General features: G+C 53.0%; 21 protein-coding genes and 2 pseudogenes. 12 read left to right on the forward strand and 11 right to left on the reverse strand.

Annotated elements, in window-relative coordinates:
* Window positions 1–8: 8 nt before the first annotated feature.
* Window positions 9–461, reverse strand: coding sequence for a GatB/YqeY domain-containing protein (locus HF685_RS01725; protein WP_168818024.1), 453 nt, complete (start codon window positions 459–461; stop codon window positions 9–11).
* Window positions 462–594: 133 nt separating this feature from the next.
* On the opposite strand from HF685_RS01725, the gene carA reads away from it, so the two are divergent.
* Window positions 595–1,794, forward strand: a complete 1,200-nt coding sequence (gene carA / locus HF685_RS01730) for a glutamine-hydrolyzing carbamoyl-phosphate synthase small subunit (RefSeq protein WP_168821110.1) — start codon at window positions 595–597, stop codon at window positions 1,792–1,794.
* Window positions 1,791–2,165: a ribonuclease E inhibitor RraB gene (locus tag HF685_RS01735; protein WP_168818025.1), complete on the forward strand. Its 375-nt coding sequence runs from the start codon at window positions 1,791–1,793 to the stop codon at window positions 2,163–2,165. The genes carA and HF685_RS01735 overlap by 4 nt, the downstream gene beginning before the upstream one ends.
* On the opposite strand, the gene HF685_RS01740 is transcribed toward HF685_RS01735, so the two are convergent.
* Window positions 2,166–2,603 carry a hypothetical protein gene (locus HF685_RS01740; RefSeq protein ID WP_168818026.1) on the reverse strand — a complete coding sequence of 146 codons (438 nt, stop codon included), beginning with the start codon at window positions 2,601–2,603 and terminating at the stop codon, window positions 2,166–2,168.
* A 34-nt stretch (window positions 2,604–2,637) separates the two neighbouring features.
* Between HF685_RS01740 and carB the strand changes: the two are divergent.
* The 3 genes and pseudogenes from carB (at window position 2,638) to HF685_RS01755 (ending at window position 7,215) form a co-directional block, all read left to right on the forward strand.
* A pseudogene (gene carB, locus HF685_RS01745) lies at window positions 2,638–5,971 on the forward strand (carbamoyl-phosphate synthase large subunit).
* Window positions 5,972–6,094: 123 nt separating this feature from the next.
* Entirely contained in the window at window positions 6,095–6,568 is a 474-nt protein-coding gene (gene greA / locus HF685_RS01750) for a transcription elongation factor GreA (protein ID WP_168818027.1), read from the forward strand.
* A gap of 5 nt (window positions 6,569–6,573) precedes the next feature.
* Window positions 6,574–7,215: a rhomboid family intramembrane serine protease gene (locus tag HF685_RS01755; RefSeq protein ID WP_168818028.1), complete on the forward strand. Its 642-nt coding sequence runs from the start codon at window positions 6,574–6,576 to the stop codon at window positions 7,213–7,215.
* A gap of 26 nt (window positions 7,216–7,241) precedes the next feature.
* On the opposite strand, the gene HF685_RS01760 is transcribed toward HF685_RS01755, so the two are convergent.
* The 5 genes from HF685_RS01760 to HF685_RS01780 are packed head-to-tail and all read right to left on the reverse strand — an operon-like array spanning window position 7,242 to window position 9,469.
* Window positions 7,242–7,478, reverse strand: a complete 237-nt coding sequence (locus tag HF685_RS01760) for a DUF4170 domain-containing protein (protein ID WP_168818029.1) — start codon at window positions 7,476–7,478, stop codon at window positions 7,242–7,244.
* A 12-nt stretch (window positions 7,479–7,490) separates the two neighbouring features.
* A complete protein-coding gene (locus tag HF685_RS01765; RefSeq protein ID WP_168818030.1) occupies window positions 7,491–8,081 on the reverse strand; it encodes a hypothetical protein in 591 nt (196 codons plus the stop codon).
* Window positions 8,082–8,103: 22 nt separating this feature from the next.
* Window positions 8,104–8,427, reverse strand: coding sequence for a hypothetical protein (locus HF685_RS01770; protein ID WP_168818031.1), 324 nt, complete (start codon window positions 8,425–8,427; stop codon window positions 8,104–8,106).
* 26 nt (window positions 8,428–8,453) lie between these two features.
* Window positions 8,454–8,903 carry a phage holin family protein gene (locus HF685_RS01775; RefSeq protein WP_168818032.1) on the reverse strand — a complete coding sequence of 150 codons (450 nt, stop codon included), beginning with the start codon at window positions 8,901–8,903 and terminating at the stop codon, window positions 8,454–8,456.
* A gap of 38 nt (window positions 8,904–8,941) precedes the next feature.
* Window positions 8,942–9,469 carry a hypothetical protein gene (locus HF685_RS01780; RefSeq protein ID WP_168818033.1) on the reverse strand — a complete coding sequence of 176 codons (528 nt, stop codon included), beginning with the start codon at window positions 9,467–9,469 and terminating at the stop codon, window positions 8,942–8,944.
* Between the two features lie 195 nt (window positions 9,470–9,664).
* Here HF685_RS01780 and eno point away from each other — a divergent pair.
* From eno to HF685_RS01800, 4 genes and pseudogenes are all read left to right on the forward strand, one after another.
* A pseudogene (eno, locus tag HF685_RS01785) lies at window positions 9,665–10,938 on the forward strand (phosphopyruvate hydratase).
* 91 nt (window positions 10,939–11,029) lie between these two features.
* The gene (locus HF685_RS01790) at window positions 11,030–11,341 is read left to right on the forward strand and encodes an FtsB family cell division protein (RefSeq protein ID WP_168818034.1); all 312 of its coding nucleotides are present in this window, start codon (window positions 11,030–11,032) and stop codon (window positions 11,339–11,341) included.
* A gap of 160 nt (window positions 11,342–11,501) precedes the next feature.
* Window positions 11,502–12,638 (forward strand): pyruvate dehydrogenase (acetyl-transferring) E1 component subunit alpha, encoded by a 1,137-nt coding sequence (gene pdhA / locus HF685_RS01795; protein ID WP_425500197.1) that lies wholly within the window; start codon window positions 11,502–11,504, stop codon window positions 12,636–12,638.
* Window positions 12,638–14,035: a pyruvate dehydrogenase complex E1 component subunit beta gene (locus HF685_RS01800; RefSeq protein ID WP_168818035.1), complete on the forward strand. Its 1,398-nt coding sequence runs from the start codon at window positions 12,638–12,640 to the stop codon at window positions 14,033–14,035. Before pdhA ends, HF685_RS01800 begins: the two co-directional genes overlap by 1 nt.
* Before the next feature lie 40 nt (window positions 14,036–14,075).
* Here the strand turns inward: HF685_RS01800 and HF685_RS01805 are convergent, their stop codons facing one another.
* From HF685_RS01805 to HF685_RS01815, 3 genes are read right to left on the reverse strand one after another with little or no spacing between them, the layout of a single operon-like run.
* Window positions 14,076–14,798 (reverse strand): TadE/TadG family type IV pilus assembly protein, encoded by a 723-nt coding sequence (locus HF685_RS01805; protein ID WP_246218701.1) that lies wholly within the window; start codon window positions 14,796–14,798, stop codon window positions 14,076–14,078.
* Between the two features lie 2 nt (window positions 14,799–14,800).
* Window positions 14,801–15,406: a TadE/TadG family type IV pilus assembly protein gene (locus HF685_RS01810; RefSeq protein ID WP_168818036.1), complete on the reverse strand. Its 606-nt coding sequence runs from the start codon at window positions 15,404–15,406 to the stop codon at window positions 14,801–14,803.
* The gene (locus HF685_RS01815; protein WP_168818037.1) at window positions 15,403–17,358 is read right to left on the reverse strand and encodes a pilus assembly protein; all 1,956 of its coding nucleotides are present in this window, start codon (window positions 17,356–17,358) and stop codon (window positions 15,403–15,405) included. The genes HF685_RS01810 and HF685_RS01815 overlap by 4 nt, the downstream gene beginning before the upstream one ends.
* A 156-nt stretch (window positions 17,359–17,514) precedes the next feature.
* Between HF685_RS01815 and HF685_RS01820 the strand changes: the two genes are divergently transcribed.
* The gene (locus HF685_RS01820; RefSeq protein ID WP_168818038.1) at window positions 17,515–18,186 is read left to right on the forward strand and encodes a hypothetical protein; all 672 of its coding nucleotides are present in this window, start codon (window positions 17,515–17,517) and stop codon (window positions 18,184–18,186) included.
* Between the two features lie 32 nt (window positions 18,187–18,218).
* The gene (locus tag HF685_RS01825) at window positions 18,219–18,686 is read left to right on the forward strand and encodes an EF-hand domain-containing protein (protein WP_168818039.1); all 468 of its coding nucleotides are present in this window, start codon (window positions 18,219–18,221) and stop codon (window positions 18,684–18,686) included.
* Here HF685_RS01825 and trmFO read toward each other — a convergent pair.
* Window positions 18,683–20,035, reverse strand: a complete 1,353-nt coding sequence (gene trmFO, locus HF685_RS01830; RefSeq protein ID WP_168818040.1) for a methylenetetrahydrofolate--tRNA-(uracil(54)-C(5))-methyltransferase (FADH(2)-oxidizing) TrmFO — start codon at window positions 20,033–20,035, stop codon at window positions 18,683–18,685. The genes HF685_RS01825 and trmFO overlap by 4 nt on opposite strands.
* A gap of 73 nt (window positions 20,036–20,108) precedes the next feature.
* Between trmFO and HF685_RS01835 the strand changes: the two genes are divergently transcribed.
* On the forward strand, window positions 20,109–20,789 hold the full coding sequence (locus HF685_RS01835) for a lysoplasmalogenase family protein (RefSeq protein ID WP_168818041.1): 681 nt from the start codon (window positions 20,109–20,111) through the stop codon (window positions 20,787–20,789).
* The last annotated feature ends 1 nt before the right edge of the window (window position 20,790 follow it).

Genomic DNA, 20,790 nt, shown 5'->3' on the forward strand with positions numbered 1-20,790 from the left:
GCGTCCGATCAGCTTAGCGCAGTCTTCACCAGCCCACTGGCCTTGCTCATGTCAATCTCGCTTCCGTGCCGGGCTTTTAGTTCGCCCATCACCCGGCCCATATCTTTCATGCCGTCCGCGCCGAGTTCTGCCTTGATACCGTCAATCAGTGCCGCCGTATCCGCCTCGCTCAATTGCGCAGGGAGGAATTCCTCGATCACCGCCAATTCCATTTTTTCACCGGCAGACAATTCGGTACGTCCGCCGCTTTCGAACATCTCTATCGATTCGCGGCGTTGCTTGGCCATTTTTTGCAGCACATCGGTGACCACGACATCATCATCCAGCGTGCTGTCCTTCGTCCGCAGCTCGATATCCTTGTCTTTAATCTTCGCAAGAATGGCGCGCGTGGCGGCTGTGCGGTCTTTGTCGCCCGCCTTCATAGCAGCAATTTGTTCCGCTTTCACATTGTCGCGAATCATGGCGTCCCTATCTTTTTTGGAATAAGGTACCACTGTAGCGGGAAGATATTTTTTTTCATAGATTGAGACTCCAAAAAACTAGCCCTAGTCACGGCGAAATTTGCCTTAATCCGAGCACAGAAAGTCCCAGATGATGACCAACGCCAGCATCCCCGCCGCACCAAAGGGCGCAACCGGGATATTGGTGTTGGCCGATGGCACGATAATCTGGGGCCGGGGCTTTGGCGCAACCGGCTCGGCGGTCGGTGAAGTCTGCTTCAACACCGCGATGACCGGCTATCAGGAGGTGATGACCGACCCGAGCTATGCCGGGCAGATCGTGACTTTTACCTTCCCGCACATTGGGAATGTGGGGACTAACGAGGAGGATGTCGAGGCGGATGAGCCGCATGCTCTGGGCTGTATCGTCCGCGAAGATGTGACCGCACCGTCCAGTTTCCGCGATCAGAAGCCGTTTGATCAGTGGATGGCGGAGCAGGGGCGGATTGGCCTTAGCGGCGTCGATACCCGCGCTTTGACGCGGCGTATTCGCGAGGCGGGTGCGCCCAATGCGGTGATTGCGCATGATCCCGATGGCCAGTTTGATATTGATGAACTGCTCGCCAAGGCGCGGGAATGGGCGGGTCTTGAGGGCATGGATCTGGCGATTACCGTTACCGGGCATCAGACGAAGATTTGGGATAGCGGTATCTGGCGCTTGGGTCATGGCTATGAGCCTGATCCAAAGTTTGTCAAAGTTGGGGCCAAGGAGCGTCCCCATGTGGTGGCTTTGGACTTTGGCGCCAAGCGCAATATCTTCAGAAATCTTGTGAAGGCTGGCGCAAAAGTCACTGTTGTTCCTGCCAAAACCTCGTTTGACGATATCATGGCGCTGGAACCGGCGGGCGTATTTCTCTCCAATGGCCCCGGTGACCCGGCGGCAACGGGCGAATATGCGGTTGGGGTGATCAAACAGCTGCTCGAGGCGGATGTGCCGCTGTTCGGGATTTGCCTGGGCCATCAGATGCTGGCGCTGGCGGCAGGCGCAAAGACGGTCAAAATGCATCAGGGCCATCGCGGTGCCAATCATCCGGTGCAGCGGGTTGGCGGCGATTGGGGCGAGACGGAAAATCTGGTCGAGATTACGTCCATGAACCACGGCTTTGCGGTGGACAGTGATACGCTCCCCGACACCGTGGTCGAAACCCACAAAAGCCTGTTTGACGGCAGCAATTGCGGCATCAGCATCACCGGCAAACGCGCCTTCGGCGTACAATATCACCCCGAAGCCAGTCCCGGCCCACAGGATAGTTTCTATCTGTTTGAGAAATTTGTTAGCGGTCTGGCGTCATGAGCCAGATTGATCCTGCGCATCTGGCCGAGGAATGGGAGGTGGATGATGAAATCCTGCAGAATATGGCGGCAGGCGGCGATTTGAGTCATGTTGTGCGCGAGATTAATGTGCAGTATGTCGGCGCCGTTGCTGATCTCAACAAGCTGAAAAATGACGCCGCGAAATGGGGCTTTCACTCGGCGGTCGTCGCGAAAGAAGAAGGTCAATGGGAAATCGAACTGCAAACGCGGTTGGACACGCGGCGCGAAACCATCCACGAACTGACCCGCAAAAGCCTTGAGATCGAAAGCGAATATGACATCGACCACGATGGCTGGGGCTGCTTTGCCTGTAACGAGAATGGTCCGATTTCTGACGAGAATCCGGCGTGATTAAGGTAATCGAGATGGGTGGGTCAAGGTTGACAGCTCTGCAAACGCAGCGTCCAGATGAGACCAAGGTACTATTGTGGTTGAGCTTTCAGGCTTCAAAGCAGAATATCTTATTCCGTGTTCTCGATGGTTTGCATTTAGAGCGCCCAAGACATTTTTTGTTTTTGAGCTTATTTCCCAGCCTAAACTCTCAACCAATTCCGACAAGCCGATCAGAGAATGCCTCACATCGAATTTTTTCAGATGTTTTGGATCGACTTCTTTTTTCAAAGCAGCATATTTCAGGCAAAGTTCAAAACAATGAGCAATGCAATAGTATCCTGGAAGGTCTGCATAAGTTCCAGTTTCGGCATTTGGCCCAATTAACTTTTTCGCAGCTGAATGCCAAATTCCCGCTAAAAGCATTTGGTCGAAATTACTCTTTTGCTGTTCGGTCATTCGGCAACTCTAAATGGGAAGCACAATAAGATAAATGCCCAAAAGAACTGAAATAAAATCCATCCTCATCATCGGCGCAGGCCCGATCATTATCGGACAGGCCTGCGAATTCGATTACTCCGGCACGCAGGCTTGCAAGGCGCTGAAGGAGGAGGGCTACCGGATCATTCTGGTCAACTCCAACCCCGCGACGATCATGACCGATCCGGAAATGGCGGACGCGACCTATATCGAACCGATTACGCCGGAAATTGTCGCCAAGATTATCGAGAAGGAACGTCCCGACGCGATCCTGCCGACCATGGGCGGGCAAACCGCGCTGAACACCGCGCTGACGCTCAATAAAATGGGTGTGCTCAAAAAGTACAATGTGCAGATGATAGGCGCGGATGCCGAGGCGATTGACAAGGCGGAGGATCGCGAGAAATTCAAGGCGGCGATGACCAAAATCGGTCTCGAAAGCCCGCGCTCCGCCATTGCACACAACATGGATGACGCCATGAAGGCACTGGAGGAAATCGGCCTTCCTGCGATCATGCGGCCCAGCTTCACCATGGGCGGGGCAGGCGGCGGCGTTGCCTATAACAAGGAAGAGTTTGTACATATTGTCGGCACCGGGCTGGATGCCTCGCCGACCAATGAAGTGCTGATCGAAGAGTCCATCATTGGCTGGAAAGAATATGAGATGGAGGTTGTCCGCGACAAAAACGACAATTGCATCATCATTTGTTCCATCGAAAATGTCGATCCGATGGGCGTGCATACCGGCGACAGCATTACTGTTGCCCCCGCGCTGACGCTGACCGACAAGGAATATCAGATCATGCGCAATGCCAGCATCGCGGTGCTTCGCGAAATCGGAGTTGAAACAGGCGGTTCGAACGTACAGTTCGCAGTTAATCCGAAGGATGGGCGGCTTGTTGTTATCGAAATGAACCCGCGTGTATCACGCAGTAGTGCGCTGGCGTCGAAGGCAACCGGCTTCCCGATTGCCAGTGTCGCGGCGAAGCTGGCGGTGGGCTATACGCTCGACGAGATTGACAATGATATTACCGGCGCAACACCGGCGTCTTTCGAGCCGACAATTGATTATGTCGTCACCAAAATTCCGCGCTTTGCGTTTGAGAAGTTCAAGGGCGCGGAGCCGTTGCTCTCCACCGCGATGAAGTCGGTTGGCGAAGTGATGGCTATTGGCCGGAATTTCCACGAATCGATGCAAAAAGCCCTGCGCGGTCTGGAAACCGGACTGGACGGTTTTAACCGCGTACAGCATTTGATCGGGGCGCCGCGTGAAGAAATCAATGCGGCTCTCGCCCGCGCCACTCCGGACCGGCTATTGGTTGCCGCGCAGGCGATGCGTGAAGGCTTTTCGGATCAGGACATTCACCAGATTGCGGGATTTGATCCGTGGTTTCTGGCTCGTATCCGCGAGATTATCGATGCCGAGCAGGATATTCTCGACAATGGATTGCCCAATGGCCCCAAGCATTGCGCAAACTCAAATCCATGGGCTTTTCCGACAAGCGTCTTGCCAATCTCGCGGTGGACGCAGTTCATGTTGCCGGCGGGGCAGGGCGGGCGTTAGCCGAAGGGCATGGCCTGATCCACGATGCATTGCACGCAATGGCGGGGGCCACGACCGAAAAGGAAGTGCGGGCGCTGCGGCACAAGCTGGGCGTGCGGCCCGTGTTCAAGCGGATCGATACTTGCGCGGCAGAATTCGAAGCCAAGACACCCTATATGTATTCCACCTATGAAGCGCCGATTTTCGGGGCTCCCGAGTGTGAAGCCATGCCGTCTGACGCCAAGAAGGTGGTGATTCTCGGCGGGGACCCAACCGCATTGGTCAGGGCATCGAGTTTGATTATTGCTGCTGCCATGCTTGTTACGCGCTGGCGGATGCGGGTTACGAAACGATCATGGTCAACTGTAATCCGGAGACGGTTTCGACCGACTATGATACCTCTGATCGACTTTATTTTGAGCCGCTGACCGCCGAAGACGTGCTGGAAATTTTGCACGTCGAGCAGAGCAAGGGCACGCTGGCCGGGGTGATCGTCCAATTTGGCGGGCAAACACCGCTATCACTGGCGGCAGCGCTGGAAGATGCGGGCATTCCAATTCTCGGCACCACACCCGATGCCATCGACCTGGCCGAAGACCGCGAACGCTTTGCCAAGCTGGTCAACAAGCTCAAGCTGAAACAGCCGGAAAACGGCATGGCCCGGACCGAGGAAGAAGCGGTCAAAATCGCGGAACGTATCGGCTATCCGGTGCTGATCCGGCCCAGCTTCGTGCTCGGTGGGCGGGCGATGGAAATTGTCGACGGTCCGGCGCAGCTCGAAGATTATATCAACACTGCGGTGCAGGTTTCCGGCGATCAACCGGTTCTGGTCGACCAATATCTGCGCGATGCGATTGAAGTGGACGTGGATGCGATCTGTGACGGCGATGAAGTGGTCGTTTGCGGCGTGCTCCAGCATATTGAAGAAGCGGGAGTCCATTCGGGCGATAGTGCCTGCACCATCCCTCCTCACAGCTTGTCTGACGACATCATCGCGGAAATGGAGCGACAGGCAGAGGCGCTTGCTTTCGGGCTGAAGGTGCGCGGTTTGATGAACATCCAGTTTGCGGTGAAGGACGGCGAGGTTTATCTGATCGAGGTCAACCCGCGCGCCAGCCGGACAGTGCCGTTTGTCGCCAAGGCGATAGGCGTTCCAATCGCCAAAATCGCAGCCCGCGTGATGGCTGGGGAAAAGCTTAAAGACTTGCCAGCGATTGATAGAAATATCGATTATATTGCTGTGAAAGAAGCAGTCTTCCCGTTCAATCGTTTTCCAGGTATTGATCCGGTGTTATCGCCGGAAATGAAGTCCACCGGCGAAGTTATGGGGATCGACAAGACCTTCCCGATTGCCTTTGGCAAGTCGCAAATGGGCGCAAATACTATCCTCCCCAAGGGCGGAACGCTGTTTGTATCGGTTAAGGAAACCGACAAGAAGGTGATCGAACCCGCCGCGCGGATTGCCGAAAAACTGGGCTTCAAGATTATCGCAACCGGCGGGACAGCCGCTTATCTGGCGGGTAAGGGTATCGCGGTCGAGAAGGTCAATAAGGTCGCCGAGGGCCGTCCGCATATTGTTGACCGGATCAAAGATGGCGAAATTGCCATGATCTTCAACACCACCGAGGGTTGGCAATCGCTGAAGGATTCCAAATCCATCCGGGCGGCTGCGCTGGTCGGGAAAATCCCGATTTACACCACTGCCACGGCGAGCAACGCTGTTATGCAGGCGATTGAGGCGATGCGCGACGAAACGCTTGAAGTTCGCTCGCTACAGTCTTATTATAAGGGTTCGCAGACTTAAACTCCCGACATTTTGTCACCCTGCGGGCGCGTTGCTTAGGCAAGAGCGCCGGAAAACTGTTTTTGACACCGCGTCGTCGATATTGGCTGAAATCAGCGGTGGACTATTGAAGAAAGGCCAAAAATGGCTGTAGAAAAAGTACCAATGCTGCAGGAAGGCCACGACAAGCTCGAGGCTGAACTCAAGGCACTGAAAATAGAACGTCCATTAATCGTTGATGCGATTGAAGAAGCGCGCGCGCATGGTGATTTGTCGGAAAATGCGGAATATCATGCGGCCAAGGAACGTCAGGGCCAGGTTGAGGCGACGCTGGCCGATATTGAAGACAAGTTGAGCCGCGCGCAGGTGATTGATCCCAAGACGCTGTCAGGCGACAAAGCGGTGTTCGGCGCAACGCTGACATTGCTGGATGAAAACGACAAACCCGTAAAATACCAGCTTGTTGGCCAGGCAGAAGCAGACGCGAAAGCGGGAAAAATCAGCTATAACAGCCCGATTGGCCGCGCGATGATTGGGCGTAGCGTCGGTGACGAGATTGAAGTCACCGTCCCGTCTGGCGACAAATATTATCTGCTCGAAAAAATCGAGTTTATTTAAGGCGCATGGCTCTTCCTGGCGGGAAACTAACCAACGGACTGATCTTCATCAATGTGCTGATCTTTCTGGGGCTCTGGATTTCCGGTCTGGAGCAGGACGCCATTATTCGCGGCGGTATGTTTCCGATCCGATTGGGCGCGGGTTTTCCGGAGCTGGAAGCAATGGGCGGACTGGTGCCGGCATGGCTGACGCCGATATCGTCTGCCTTTTTGCATAGCGGGCTGATGCATATCGGCTTCAATATGGTGATGCTGTTGTTTTGCGGTCGCTTTGTTGAACAGGCTTTGGGACCGGGCTTGATGGCGTTTCTATATTTTGCCGGAGCCTATGGCGCGGCATTGGCAGAATTTCTGTTCAATGGCAGCTCGACAATACCGATTGTTGGCGCGAGCGGGGCCATTTCAGCGATATTGGGCGCTTATGCCCTGTTGTTTGCGCGCAATCAGGTCAAGCCGGTCGGACCGATCCCCGGCCATATCGTGCGGATTGTCTGGTTGTCACTAGCGTGGATCGGCATCCAACTGATGATCGGTATCGCGACGCAGGGCAGCCTTACAGCTATTGCCATTTATGCGCATATTGGCGGCTTTGTAACGGGTCTGCTCATGACACGCCCATTGCTCGAATGGCGCTTTCGCAGCGCGTAGACAAAGTTGCTTAATTTTCGGTGGACTTAGTCTTCTTCGGGCAGATCGGGTTCCAGAAGCTTGTGCAAATGCACCACAACATATTTCATTTCAGCATCATCAACCGTGCGCTGGGCTTTGTCCCGCCATGCTTCCTCTGCTTCTTCGAAATTGGGATAAACGCCAACGAGATCAATTTCCTTGAGATTTTCAAATTCTATCCCACGGGGATCTTTGACCCGTCCGCCCATGACCAGATGAATTTTACTGCGTTGTTCGCTCATCGCGTTTCCCGTTTATTTGTCTTTGTCCGATTTGACATCATCTTTGACTACGTCCTGCGCGGCCAAGGCGGCGCTCTTAGCAGTCTCAAATAATTTGCCAATCAAATCTTTAAACTGATCGCGCATGCTGTCGGAATTCAAACCAAGACTGGCGATCTGTTCGTGTCCCGCTTCCTTGGCTGCTTCGACCGCTTTTTTGGCCGTATCGTTGATTTTCCGGCCTGCTGCTCCGACATATTTCGATTCGACTTTGGTTCTGGGCAGCAAAACGGCCGCTATCAGCCCCATTGCAAGGCCACCCGCGACAACCATGAACGGGTTTTTTTCAACCGTTTGGCTCGATTTTTCTGCCGCCTTGGTTGCGACCTGTCTCGTTGCAGCAGATGCAGCAGCTGCCCGTTCAGTTGCAATGTCTTTGCCTTGACCCAACAGTTCCGCTGCACGGGCCTTGCTCTCGGACATTTTTTCGCGCGCGACTACGCTGCTTTCACTCGCTAACTCGATTGCAACGTCTTTCGCGCCTGCAAGACGTTCGCGAGAAGCGTCCAGCTTTTCGCGCGACGCATTGCGTACGCGGTCAATATTTTCAGATAATTTGCTCATCGCATGTTCCTCAAACTCATATTTAATCTTCTGTGGTCACCTCTTCAGTGTCTTCTTCATCGACAGAAGCACTGGTGTCATCCACGGCGTCTTTTCGGCGCGATATCAGGAACCTCAGTGGTTGGTAGAGCAACGCGGCGACCAAAGTGCCGCCGACAGCTGCTAAAATAGCCTTGTTTTCCTGTGCTGTTGCGGCAATCTTGTAACCCACTTCCGAAGCGTTTTTCCGGGTATTTTGTGTTGCCCTATCAAGCAGATTGCTTGGCTTCAAGCTGTCACGCAAAAATCGGGCATTGCGCAAAATTCGCGACCGTTCATTTGCCCGATGTTCGGACAAGTTTTTCATTCTTTCTCGATTATCCTGATTTTTGGTCATAGCTTTTCGGAATCGATAGGCAGGCCTTTAGCACGCCGGATGGAGTTAACAATGAAAGCGCCACCAACAAGTAAAGAGCTGCCGGCAACAACAGCGGTTGCCGCTCCGGCGCCTATATAAGGCGTCAAGGTCAACAATAGTCCAAAGATCAGCGCCGTTAAACCTGCCGTTATCAGCGCCAACCCAAAACCGAAATAGGCCAGTATCTTTTTGGTGGCACCGACATTGGCTTCCACTTTCGCGCGATAGTAGGCGATCTCGATTTCGGCGAGTGTTTTGGCGTCTTCGATAATTTCTGCAAATTGCTCGGAAAGCGGCTTTTCCAAAGTCTCGCCTTCATTGCCAGGCACCGCCGTACGATCGCCGAGGAGATCGGAGTCTCCACGGCGATTTACGATATCGTCATTAACCGGCGTCTTTGCATCGGGTTGCTTATCTGATGTCAACGGGATGCCCTTATGTCGTTACAGACGGTAAGGCTCATTTAGGCCTCGTCGTCCTTGTCCATTCCCGATTTGATCAGCCGGGCCACAACAAAACCGATGGCCGCCGCAGCGCCCACAGCAACAGCAGGGCTTTTCTTCACAAAGCCGCGTGCATCTTCCATGATATCATCGACATCTTTGGAATTTAGCTTTTCAGCAAATGATGCCACGGCATCTGCTGCGGAGCGTGCATAGTCGCCATATTTCTCACCAGCGTTTTCGTCAATCGTCCGGGCGCTGTTTTCGATCATTTTGCTAAGGTTGCCAATAGCGTCGCCGGTTTTGGCTTTGCCTTCATTGGCAACTGACTTTGCCTTGGAGACTGCGCGATCCCTGAATTCCAGAGATTTATCAGCCGCTGCTCTTGTCGCACCAAATTTATTCGGCGCTGACGGCTTGGCTGCCGTTGTTTTTTTGGTTGTAGCGGTTTTTTTTGCCGCTGGTTTTTTAGCGACCGATTTTTTAGCAACCGGCTTTTTCGCCGGAGCTTTTTTCGGTGTTGCGGCCTTCTTTGGTGGAGTGGTCATTCAATATTCCTTCCTCAATAAATCCTTATTTCTAAGGTGGCATATAATTGATACAATTCAAGTGGCAAAAGGTTGCTTTGTATGGCAATCTCGCGGTTGTGGGCATTGCCATGCCGATATCATCGCGATAAAGGCAGCGTTCCTTTAATACACATAACTAAGCCCCAAAACATAATAATGAACAGGAATCTTTAAATGACTGCCATCCTTGATCTTCACGCACGTCAGATACTGGATAGCCGTGGAAATCCTACTGTGGAAGTTGACGTGTTGCTGGAAGATGGCAGCTTTGGCCGGGCAGCCGTCCCATCAGGAGCGTCGACCGGTGCCTATGAAGCCGTCGAACTGCGGGATGGCGACAAAACCAAATATCTTGGCAAGGGTGTTTTGAAGGCGGTCGATGCCGTCAACACCGAGATACGCGATACGCTGGCAGGGGCTGATGCCGAAGATCAGGAAGAAATTGATGCGGCGATGATCGCGCTTGATGGAACCGAGAATAAAAGCCGCCTGGGTGCCAATGCTTTGCTGGGCGTGAGCCTGGCAGTTGCCAAGGCGGCAGCGGATGCCCGCGGTCTGCCGCTTTACCGATACGTTGGCGGTGTCTCGGCCCGCGTTCTCCCTGTGCCGATGATGAATATTATCAACGGCGGCGAACACGCCGATAATCCCATCGACTTTCAGGAATTCATGGTCATGCCGATTGGCGCCGACAGTTTGACGGAAGCCGTGCGCTGGGGTTCAGAAATTTTTCATACGCTCAAAGCCGGTCTGTCCGAAAAGGGATTGGCAACGGCAGTTGGTGATGAAGGAGGCTTCGCGCCCAACCTTGGCTCCACTCGCGACGCACTCGATTTTGTGATGGCGTCGATTGAAAAGCGGGTTTCAAAGTTGGTGATGAAGTTGTGTTGGCGCTCGATTGTGCCGCGACCGAATTTTTCAGGGATGGCAGCTATCATATCTCTGGCGAAGGCAAAGTGCTGACGCCGGCTGAAATGTCTGATTATCTTGCGGAGTTGTGCAAAGACTATCCGATCAAGTCGATTGAAGATGGCATGTCGGAAGATGATTTTGAAGGCTGGAAACTTCTCACCGATGCCGTTGGTGACAAAGTGCAACTGGTTGGTGATGATCTCTTTGTGACCAATCCGGTTCGATTGTCTCAAGGCATAAAAGACGGACTGGCCAACTCGCTCCTGGTGAAGGTCAACCAGATAGGCACGCTTTCGGAAACACTGGAAGCGGTGCGCATGGCGCATAATGCTTCTTACACCGCCGTGATGTCTCATCGTTCGGGAGAAACCGAAGATGCAACTATTGCTGATTTGGCAGTGGCGACAAACTGCGGTCAGATTAAAACCGGCAGCTTGGCGCGTTCAGACCGGCTCGCCAAATATAACCAACTGATCCGGATCGAGGAGGAGCTGGGTTCGGTTGCCCATTATGCCGGACGCTCAATCTTCGCCTGAGAGCAAGATCAGGGCACTTGAACCAGTGCGAAGAAAGAAAAAGTGTTAACGCGCTTGCCAGCGAATCGATATTCTGATTCAAGGCTAATCTATGGCACAAAAAGAAAAAATCGCAGGGTTGGTCAGATCGGCAATCGGTCCGGGTTCTGCTTTGCTTACCCTGCTTCTTATTGCCGGTTATGCAGTGCTGGGCCCGACCGGCATATTGGCTTGGGGTGATTACCAAAATACGCTGGAATCGCGACAGATGCAGCTGGCGCAGTTGCAGGTTGAGCGGGATGCTCTGCGCAATCGTGTAAACTTGCTTGATCCTAGAGGCGCTGACCCAGACCTGATCGGCGAACTGCTGCGCAAGAATGTTAACGTGGTTCATCCGGATGAAATCATCGTTCCGTTAAAATAGCATTCTGGATTGGCTTGCTGTTCCAGCAAAGACCACGCTTCCCAATTTCTTATTAAATCCTGATCTTAAGGGCTTGGGAAATCCGAGCAATCTGTCTATGGTGCCGTGACCCAATAAAGAGGAACTGGCCAGCGTGGCGAAAGCACCCCCTAAGACTGCAATAGCAAAATCAGCTCCGGCCAAGCGCAAAGCGCCCGCTAAAAAACCCACCGCTGCCAAGAAACCGGCGGCCAAAACGGCTGCTGGCAAGAAGGCACCTGCGGCAAAGAGATCGGCGGTGAAACCGGCGCCAGCCAAAACAACCGGTGGTCTCAAAACCCCGATCTACAAAGCCAGCAAAGCTGAAATGATGAAATTCTATGAGGAAATGCTTCTCATTCGCCGCTTTGAAGAAAAAGCCGGGCAGCTCTACGGGCTGGGACTAATCGGCGGTTTTTGCCATTTATATATCGGCCAGGAGGCTGTGGTTACCGGCCTGCAATCGGCAATTGAACCGGGCAAGGATAGCGTTATTACGAGCTATCGCGATCATGGGCATATGCTCGCCTGCGGTATTGATCCCAAAATTGTGATGGCCGAGCTTACCGGGCGCGCCTCTGGCATCTCCAAGGGGAAGGGCGGTTCGATGCACATGTTCTCGGTAGAGCATGGTTTCTATGGTGGCCACGGCATTGTCGGCGCGCAAGTTTCACTTGGCACCGGTCTGGCGTTTGCTCACAAATATAAAGAAGATGGCGGAGTCTGCCTCGCATATTTCGGTGATGGCGCATCGAATCAGGGGCAAGTCTACGAAAGCTTTAATATGGCCGAGCTTTGGCAGCTTCCGGTGATATTTGTGATTGAGAATAATCAATATGCGATGGGCACCAGCGTCAACCGTTCATCCTCAGAAGACCAGCTTTATCGGCGCGGTGAAAGTTTCCGTATCCCTGGAATGCAAGTAGATGGCATGGACGTACTCGCGGTCCGCGGCGCGGTAGAAGAGGCGCTCAAAGATGTGCGCGGTGGCGGTGGACCGGTTCTGATGGAACTGAAGACATATCGCTATCGTGGTCACTCCATGTCCGATCCTGCGAAATATCGCAGCCGTGACGAAGTGCAGGAAGTGCGCGAAAAATCTGATCCGATTGAGCGGCTGAAAGCAATGCTGCTCAAGCAGGGCGTAACCGAAGAAGAGCTGAAAGCGCTGGATAAAGCCGTACGCAAAACCGTGATGGATGCGGCTGATTTCGCTGAAGAATCTCCCGAACCGGAAGCATCCGAACTTTATACTGACGTGCTGGTGGAGCAATATTAATGGCTATCCAATTGAAAATGCCCGCCCTTTCACCGACAATGGAAGAGGGCACTTTGGCCAAATGGCTGGTCAAAGAAGGCGATGAAGTCAGCTCGGGTGATATTCTTGCCGAGATCGAAACCGACAAGGCGACGATGGAGTTTGAAGCGATCGACGAAGGTGTGATTTCAAAAATATTGATTGCCGAGGGCACGGATGGCGTTCTTGTTGGTACGGTGATCGCCGAGATGACCAGCGAGGATGAAGATGCCGATGCCGGTGAAGCTGATGAAAGCCCTGCGCCAGCGCCTGCTCCCGCAGCGGAAGAAGACTCAAAAGAAAAGCCCGACGATCAAGCTGGTCCGGAAATAACAAAAGAAGCGCCCGCCGCGCCGATTTCGCGCGCAGAGGATCCCGATATTCCATCGGGCACCGCAATGGTCTCCATCACGGTGCGTGAAGCGTTGCGTGATGCAATGGCAGAAGAAATGCGCAAGGACCAAAGTGTCTTTGTGATGGGTGAAGAAGTCGCCGAATATCAGGGCGCTTATAAGGTAACCCAAGGATTACTTGATGAATTTGGCCCCAAGCGTGTAATCGACACGCCGATTACCGAGCACGGTTTTGCTGGCGTTGGCGCTGGCGCGGCTATGGGCGGTTTGAAACCGATCGTCGAGTTTATGACGTTCAACTTCGCGATGCAGGCAATTGACCAGATAATTAACTCGGCTGCCAAGACCAATTATATGTCGGGCGGCCAGATGCGTTGCCCGATTGTGTTCCGGGGCCCCAATGGCGCGGCGTCCCGCGTTGGTGCACAACACAGCCAGAATTATGGACCCTGGTATGCGGCGGTCCCTGGTCTGATCGTGATCGCACCCTATGATGCGGCTGACGCAAAAGGCCTGCTCAAGGCGGCGATCCAGACGACGGACCCAGTAGTTTTTCTCGAAAATGAGCTACTTTATGGCCGCTCTTTTGAAATTCCTGATTTGGAAGATCACACATTGCCGATCGGCAAGGCGCGGATCATGCGCGAGGGCAGCGATGTCACGATCGTAAGCTACTCGATAAGTGTCGGGCTTGCGCTTGAGGCTGCAGATGTGCTGGCAGGTGAGGGGATCGAGGCGGAAGTTATTGATCTGCGTACCCTGCGACCGCTTGATACGGAAACCGTGCTCAATAGCTTGGCGAAAACCAACCGGATGATTGTCGCTGAAGAAGGCTGGCCGACGTGCTCAATTGCTAGTGAAATCGTAGCGCTTTGTATGGAGCAAGGCTTTGACGATTTGGACGCTCCCGTAATGCGCGTCACAAACGAAGACGTACCTATGCCCTATGCCGCGAATCTGGAAAAAGCGGCATTGATAGACAGTGGGCGGATTATCGAGGCAGCAAAGAAAGTCTGTTATCGCTGAGCTGCAAATGGTGTCTCTCTCGGCAATAGTGCCGAATTAACTAGCTGGGCGGGTTATCAATTGTCCTATATTTGTCGCAGGTCCATTTCTGGTTGTTTGGAATGAGACTGCCGTTCTTCAATTCGTGATCATCGCGCTCACGAGCGACGAAAGCGCTTTCATAGCGGATGACTTTCTTTCCGAAAATTTTCCCAGAGATGAGCGGTTTATAGTCGTAAACGACCTCTGCAAAATTGACGCCCGTCGATCCTGTGGCGGAAATTTTCTTGCCCGTCGGTCCAATACCGGCCGCTAGCGATGAGTTGTATCGTCCATCACCCTCATTGCCATAGGAAGATGAAAATTTGGTGTTGCCGCCATAGCAACGCTGCCATCTGATCCATTGGCCTTTTCGGGAGTCGGTGTAGCCGTTAGCTTCTACACTCGAGAGAATGATCCGTGCATTGGGTGAAAAATCGATCGCGTCACCGGTCAGGTCAGCACCGGTGAAAATTTCACGTATATCCGCTTCATCAATCGATTCCCGGGCGCGCGAGGCGTTGTCGGCAACCAGCATTGCAATTTGGCTAATCTGCAAATGAGCCACCGCAAGATTGGCCGTTTCCATTCCCGTCAAGCCAATCCCGAGCATGATCGGAGCGGTATAGGCAAATTCTATCAATGCCAGACCGCTGGTATTTTTGATGATCGAAGCGTTGCGGAATCGGTCGGTGATTTTTGCAAAACGGGATTTTGACGTATTTTCCATATTCACAATATCCATTTTTAATCCAGATCCGATATGCAGGTTTCAATGAGATCTACCTGATCGCCATAAGGCTGATTTCGAACTGCCGTGCTGTTTGTGATGGTCATGGTGTTTTCCAGACCGATCATGGATGCCAATGGAAATAGTCGCGGCCTCACGATCGTAATTTCGTAACTCACAATATCATCCGGCCCACCGGTACCTTCAATACCGTAATCGGTATCGAACACGTCGTTGTTATTATTGTCGATGTAGCAATCACCCGGATCGACCACGCCATTGCTATTTTTATCGGTCGTCAGTTTTTCCGGTTTTCCGATATTGGTAAAATCGAAATAGCTCTTCGTTTCGACCGTGATTTGATCGGCTTTGAGACCAAGTGGCGTCAGGCCATTTTTAATCTCTTTTTCGATATAGGCTTTCGTCATTTCACCAGTAGAAGCGCCTCGCGCAACTTGATGGAGAATTGACTTGGACATCGTGTCCACATAGCCACGGTAACCGAGGTCCATGATGCCCAGAAGCAGCAAGAAAAAGGGTGGTGCGACCAATCCAAATTCGACCAGAGTAGCGCCTGTGCTATCACCGAGCAGACGGGTTTTGAGAGCTTTCAATTTCATCATTTTGACAACCTCAATCCACCAATGGTTTTCGCTATATCGCCAAAAGCTTTGACCAGATCTGCGTTGCTGCTGGCAGCAGAAGCATGATCTTTGCTGGTGGCGCAATCTTCCATATTCTTTGTTGGATTGCTCACACCGAACTGCACTGCCCACACCGTTATTCCCTTGGCTTTGGCCGCGTTGCAGGCTAGCTGGAAGCGTTGCGCTTGGCGCGCCTCATATTCGGTTTTGCCGATACTGGTTGGACCTAACCGGCCATCTAGCTGATTATATCCGTAAACATTGTATCGATCGGGGTTCACATTGAGGTCGCCATCCGTCATAAACAGAATGTGGCGGCTAATGTTAAAACCATTTTTCGATTTGGAGTTCACCGCACTAAACAGTCCCTCTTTGGATATCAGACGGCCGGCCCAGAGCATGCCGATGGTATGGTTGGTGTAGCCTTGTGCCGTCAGCCCATTGATGTAGGATTTGAGATTGCTGGTGATCTGCACCGGAGTACTGTTGTCGGTGGGTGAATTGTAACCAACCCCGTCATATTGCGGATAGGCTGCGAGAATACGCGCCGGAGCAGGGCAATCGGAAGAACTCACAGTTGATCCGTTGCGCTTGTATTCCACACCTTCCCAATATGGCCGCCATCTTGTGGCCTTGTTGTAAGGCACCAGATCAAGATCAAGATCGTAGGCATTTACCGGAATAGCGTTGGTTGTCGAAATAATGTCCTGATAAGTATCGCGTTCTTCGATGCAGCCGTCCCACTTGTCCTTTGGACCGTCCGTATTGCTACTGGGGTTGTTATTCAACGTAGGCCTTTGTGCTGCGACGCCGGTCTTGATTGAAGCTACATAGGCCGATACGTTATGCGCATATTCATCATATTCCCAATGATCGAATACGGCTCCGGGCTGCCAATCACTTGATGTCGCCGGCGGTCCACCAGCGTATTTCTCAACTTTGCGCGTGCAGGTTATGTTATTCTTGTTTTTGCGTTTGTACTGATTGTAGGTGAACTTGTAATAATTTCCGCTCACTGTTATTTTGTTGCCCTGGCCGTTGACAGGACCTGACGGATTCCAGGCACCGGGAACCGGCTTGTTTTCACTGAACAAATCCTCGCAACCATCACGCGGATCGCCAGTGGCATCTTCGATTCTTATATCTTCGTAAGTAACGACCGGAGGATTAAGCAACCAGATTGCTTTGCGTGTCTGGTAATTCCATTCATCTTCCTGAGCCGTGCCCGTGCCACCAACAATCCATGCTGGATTGGCATCATATAGAAGTTTTCCGGGATTAACGAGAGCATTATAGGGTACAAAACCATAGCGGATTTGGCTGCCTTGCGCTGCACCGCCGGGACCTAAAATATCATAAAATTGTTTAACCGCGTCTTTCAGACCCTGAATTCGCGATCCGCTCATCGACCCGGTAACGTCAAGCGACATCACAACATCGACGTTGCCGATATCCAGACGGCTGGTGCAATCTACCTTGAGCTGCATAGTCTGAAAACCGAATATACGCATGATAGATGTATTTACGGTTGTCTCTGCATATCCATAAACCGTTTTGGAAGGGGTGCCGTCAGCCAGTTTGGGCCCATCGACAAACCTCGGGTTTGCCTGCCCGTTAACAGGTGCAAAGTTATTGGTGCCAAACGTGCCTTCAGGGAAGTTGAAATCAAAAAACTTGCGTGCCTCGATCTTGTCATCATTGGACATTGCAATGCCCGACATGGAACGGCGACCGGCCAGAGCACCCGCGTCGCAGGCTTGCTGCAAACGGGCTTTGGCCATGTAAGCACGGCCCATATCCACGCCGCCGCCAATAAATCCGGCAATCGGAAATAGCGCGAGGGCTGCCATGAAATAGATGTTGCCCGTGTTGTCGGTGCGCAAATCACGCAAAATCGATTTGAACCGTTTTGTCTTTTTATTGCCAAGCATGTGCTTGAGCCCCCATTGCCATGCACAGCAATATACTGCGCGTAATTTCCAATTCAGCCTCCCAGATACGGGAAAAAGGGTTAGCGGCAGCCAAACACACAGGGTTAAAGCAATCTTTACCTTGATTTCGCACGGAAAACTGGCAACGGCGTGACCATGAGTGACGCGTTTTTACAGCTTGATCCGTTGCATCGCTTGGTTCTAGCTTATGCAAAACCGAAAGATAAAGACCGGTTTGCGGTGCTTTTTGCGATTGACTCGAGATTTGCAGATATCATCCGCGCGACAAGTGAAATACTTATTGGGCAGATAAAGTTAACCTGGTGGCGGGATATTTTAACCATGCCACCGGAAAAGCGGCCTGTTGGCGAGCCGTTGGTCGAGCAGATAAATATGCTGCAGGCGCAGGGAACCGACTTGCGTCCCCTTATGCAGCTTCTTGAGGGGTGGGAAATGTTGCTGGAAGATTTCCCCTGGGATGATCGCCAGTTTGAACAATATGCGACTGACCGCGGGGCTGGTTTCTTCGGTTTTTGCGGGGAGGACGCCGAGAAACTAACATCCGCGCAGCGGGAACTATCAATGAGCTGGGCCCTGTGGGACTTTGCCCGTCATTGCTCTGATCCGGAAATGCGGGGTCTCGCCTTCGAGAAATCGGCAAAGCATCTGGCGAGCGGGCAAGACTGGTCATTTGACAGAAACGGACGGCCCTATTCTATTTTGTGCAAATTGGTGGCGCGCGATGTAGAAAATGGGGAACTGACACCAGACTTGCTGACGCCCGCAGTGGCAAGAAAGATTGTCTGGCACGGATTAACCGGCCTGTAGGAACGTTTTGAACAGAAAGGAACGGCAGCGGCATGAAACGATTCATCGCTGGCGCTTCGGGGATGCTGCTCATCATGGCGGCAGGATTGTTTTTCTGGATCGGTGCCCAGAGTCAGGAAGTTGTCTTGCCGGATGCGCCGCCACCGCCCGAGCAGACCGACCCGGAAGGCCTGCCTGTTGCCGACGATGCCGAGACCGCTATTGGGCCTGCGCCGCCAACCCCGCCAAAAGCCTATCAATCATCTCGTGAAGAAAAGCGCTTCAACCGCTACGACCGCGATCGCGACGAGTTAATCACGCGCCTGGAATTGATGAGCAGCCGCACCAAGGCCTTTAAAAAGCTTGATAAGGACGGTAACAACCTGCTGACTTTTGAGGAGTGGGCCGCGGCGACGAGCAAAAAATTTGCGAGCGCGGACAAGGACCGCAATGGGCAGTTAACCCGGACAGAATTCCGCACGACACGGCCAAAGCGGACCGCGCCACGCTGCAAATGCTAAGCGAGTTGCATGCCCTTGGCCGATAACGGTCGATGCCACTCAACAAAATCGGCGCGGGCGCGAGCGGTATATGCCTCTTTGCGTTCCTTTTTCTTCACGCGCTGTTCAAACGGCGGGAACAGGCCGAAATTGACATTCATCGGCTGATAGTCGCGTGCATCTGCGCCGCCGGTAATATGTGACAGCAATGCACCGAAAGCCGTCGTTTGCGGCGGATAGGTGAAAGTCTCGCCTTTAATCTCCGCTGCCACCATCCGGCCCACCATCAGGCCCACCGCTGCGCTTTCGACATAGCCTTCACAACCGGTAATCTGCCCGGCAAAGCGGATATGTGGCGCTTTCTTGAGCCGCATCTGCTTGTCGAGTAGCTTGGGTGCGTTGATAAATGTGTTGCGGTGCAAGCCGCCCATCCGCGCAAATTCGGCGTTTTCCAGGCCTGGAATGGTTTTGAGCAAATCCGCCTGCGCGCCATATTTCAGCTTGGTCTGGAAACCGACCATGTTCCAGAGTGTGCCCAGCGCGTTATCCTGCCGTAGTTGCACTACCGCATAGGCACTCTCGCCGGTATGGGCGTTAGTCAGGCCGACCGGTTTCATCGGGCCGAATCGCAATGTTTCAGACCCGCGTGACGCCATGACTTCAATCGGCATACAGCCCTCGAAATAGGGGGTGTTTTTCTCCCATTCCTTGAAGTCGGTTTTCTCACCCTCGAGAAGTCCTTGGATGAAGGCTTCATATCGTGCCTTGTCCATCGGGCAGTTGATATAGTCCTTGCCGTCGCCTTCCGGGCCGATTTTATCCCAGCGCGATTGCATCCATGCGATGTTCATGTTGATGCTGTCTTTATAAACGATCGGCGCAATCGCATCGAAAAAGGCGAGGGAATCTTCGCCGGTGGCAGCGCCAATGCTTTCCGCCAAAGCCATTGCGGTGAGGGGGCCGGTGGCGACGATGGTCAATCCGCTTTCCGGCAGTTTATCAACGCGCTCGCGGACAATGTCGACATTTGGGTGCTCGCAAAGCACTTTTGTGACGCCTTCCGAAAAATGATCGCGGTCCACGGCCAATGCCGAGCCTGCTGGCAACCGGTGTTTGTCGCCTTGACCGATAATCAGCGAATTAAGATCGCGCATCTCCTGATGCAGCAGACCAACAGCGTTTTTCTCGGCATCGTCCGATCGAAAACTGTTGGAGCAGACCAGTTCCGCCAATCCATCGGTCTGGTGGGCGGGTGTCATCTCACCGGATCCGCGCATTTCCGAAAGGCGCACTTTCACGCCTGCTTCCGCCAATTGCCACGCCGCTTCCGATCCAGCGAGTCCGCCGCCAATAATATGTACATCTGTCATGGCGACCTATCTGTTGCCCAAGAAGCTGAAAGTCAATCTGGTCGTTTTGATCGGTGCATGATAAGCGGCTTATATGAAAAGCGCGATTATCGATTCCCGGCCTTACTTGATGCTCAGCTTGTTGTTCGGAATCAGCTATTATTTTGTGAGCGACGCACAGATTCCCGGCACCTATCTAATGCTCTGGAAAGGGGCAGCCGTTGGTTTCCTCGCTGTCTATGCATTTGCGCGCCTGCACCGGATTGACGGAAAAATGCTGGGGATCATCATGGCTCTGGGCGCGCTTGGCGATATGGTGATCGAATTTGACCAGATTTTTGGCGCGGCTGTCTTTATCGTCGGCCATATCGTGGCGATCATCTTTTATGCGCGGTATCGCAGGCACAAGCTGGCGTTCAGCCAAAAGCTATTTGCGATATTGCTGGTCCCGATATCCGCGCTCATCGCGTTTGCCATGCCGGATGACCGCTCAATGGCCCTCGCCGGAGCCGCCTATTGCGTGTTTGCCGCAGCGATGGCAGCAATGGCCTGGACCAGCCGTTTTCCGCGTTACCGCGTTGGTGTCGGCGCGGTGATGTTCGTCGTTTCCGATCTGCTGATTATTTCGCGCATGGGGCCACTTGAGACCAGCATGGTGCCAGACCTTCTGATTTGGCCGCTATATTATATCGGGCAATTCCTCATTGCCACCGGTGTGGTGCAAACGCTTCGGCACGAAATGGCTGCGGAGAGCGCTGATCCGGTTCCCGCCTGAG

This window comes from Parasphingorhabdus halotolerans (assembly GCF_012516475.1).
Classification (GTDB): Bacteria; Pseudomonadota; Alphaproteobacteria; order Sphingomonadales; family Sphingomonadaceae; genus Parasphingorhabdus; species Parasphingorhabdus halotolerans.

Excerpts from the sequence above, each read along its gene's own strand:
- HF685_RS01725 (WP_168818024.1), bottom strand. The coding sequence starts at position 461 with ATGATTCGCGACAATGTGAAAGCGGAACAAATTGCTGCTATGAAGGCG.
- carA (WP_168821110.1), top strand. The coding sequence starts at position 595 with ATGACCAACGCCAGCATCCCCGCCGCACCAAAGGGCGCAACCGGGATA.
- HF685_RS01735 (WP_168818025.1), top strand. The coding sequence starts at position 1,791 with ATGAGCCAGATTGATCCTGCGCATCTGGCCGAGGAATGGGAGGTGGAT.
- HF685_RS01740 (WP_168818026.1), bottom strand. The coding sequence starts at position 2,603 with ATGACCGAACAGCAAAAGAGTAATTTCGACCAAATGCTTTTAGCGGGA.
- greA (WP_168818027.1), top strand. The coding sequence starts at position 6,095 with ATGGCTGTAGAAAAAGTACCAATGCTGCAGGAAGGCCACGACAAGCTC.
- HF685_RS01755 (WP_168818028.1), top strand. The coding sequence starts at position 6,574 with ATGGCTCTTCCTGGCGGGAAACTAACCAACGGACTGATCTTCATCAAT.
- HF685_RS01760 (WP_168818029.1), bottom strand. The coding sequence starts at position 7,478 with ATGAGCGAACAACGCAGTAAAATTCATCTGGTCATGGGCGGACGGGTC.
- HF685_RS01765 (WP_168818030.1), bottom strand. The coding sequence starts at position 8,081 with ATGAGCAAATTATCTGAAAATATTGACCGCGTACGCAATGCGTCGCGC.
- HF685_RS01770 (WP_168818031.1), bottom strand. The coding sequence starts at position 8,427 with ATGAAAAACTTGTCCGAACATCGGGCAAATGAACGGTCGCGAATTTTG.
- HF685_RS01780 (WP_168818033.1), bottom strand. The coding sequence starts at position 9,469 with ATGACCACTCCACCAAAGAAGGCCGCAACACCGAAAAAAGCTCCGGCG.
- HF685_RS01790 (WP_168818034.1), top strand. The coding sequence starts at position 11,030 with ATGGCACAAAAAGAAAAAATCGCAGGGTTGGTCAGATCGGCAATCGGT.
- HF685_RS01800 (WP_168818035.1), top strand. The coding sequence starts at position 12,638 with ATGGCTATCCAATTGAAAATGCCCGCCCTTTCACCGACAATGGAAGAG.
- HF685_RS01805 (WP_246218701.1), bottom strand. The coding sequence starts at position 14,798 with ATGGATATTGTGAATATGGAAAATACGTCAAAATCCCGTTTTGCAAAA.
- HF685_RS01810 (WP_168818036.1), bottom strand. The coding sequence starts at position 15,406 with ATGATGAAATTGAAAGCTCTCAAAACCCGTCTGCTCGGTGATAGCACA.
- HF685_RS01815 (WP_168818037.1), bottom strand. The coding sequence starts at position 17,358 with ATGCTTGGCAATAAAAAGACAAAACGGTTCAAATCGATTTTGCGTGAT.
- HF685_RS01820 (WP_168818038.1), top strand. The coding sequence starts at position 17,515 with ATGAGTGACGCGTTTTTACAGCTTGATCCGTTGCATCGCTTGGTTCTA.
- HF685_RS01825 (WP_168818039.1), top strand. The coding sequence starts at position 18,219 with ATGAAACGATTCATCGCTGGCGCTTCGGGGATGCTGCTCATCATGGCG.
- trmFO (WP_168818040.1), bottom strand. The coding sequence starts at position 20,035 with ATGACAGATGTACATATTATTGGCGGCGGACTCGCTGGATCGGAAGCG.
- HF685_RS01835 (WP_168818041.1), top strand. The coding sequence starts at position 20,109 with ATGAAAAGCGCGATTATCGATTCCCGGCCTTACTTGATGCTCAGCTTG.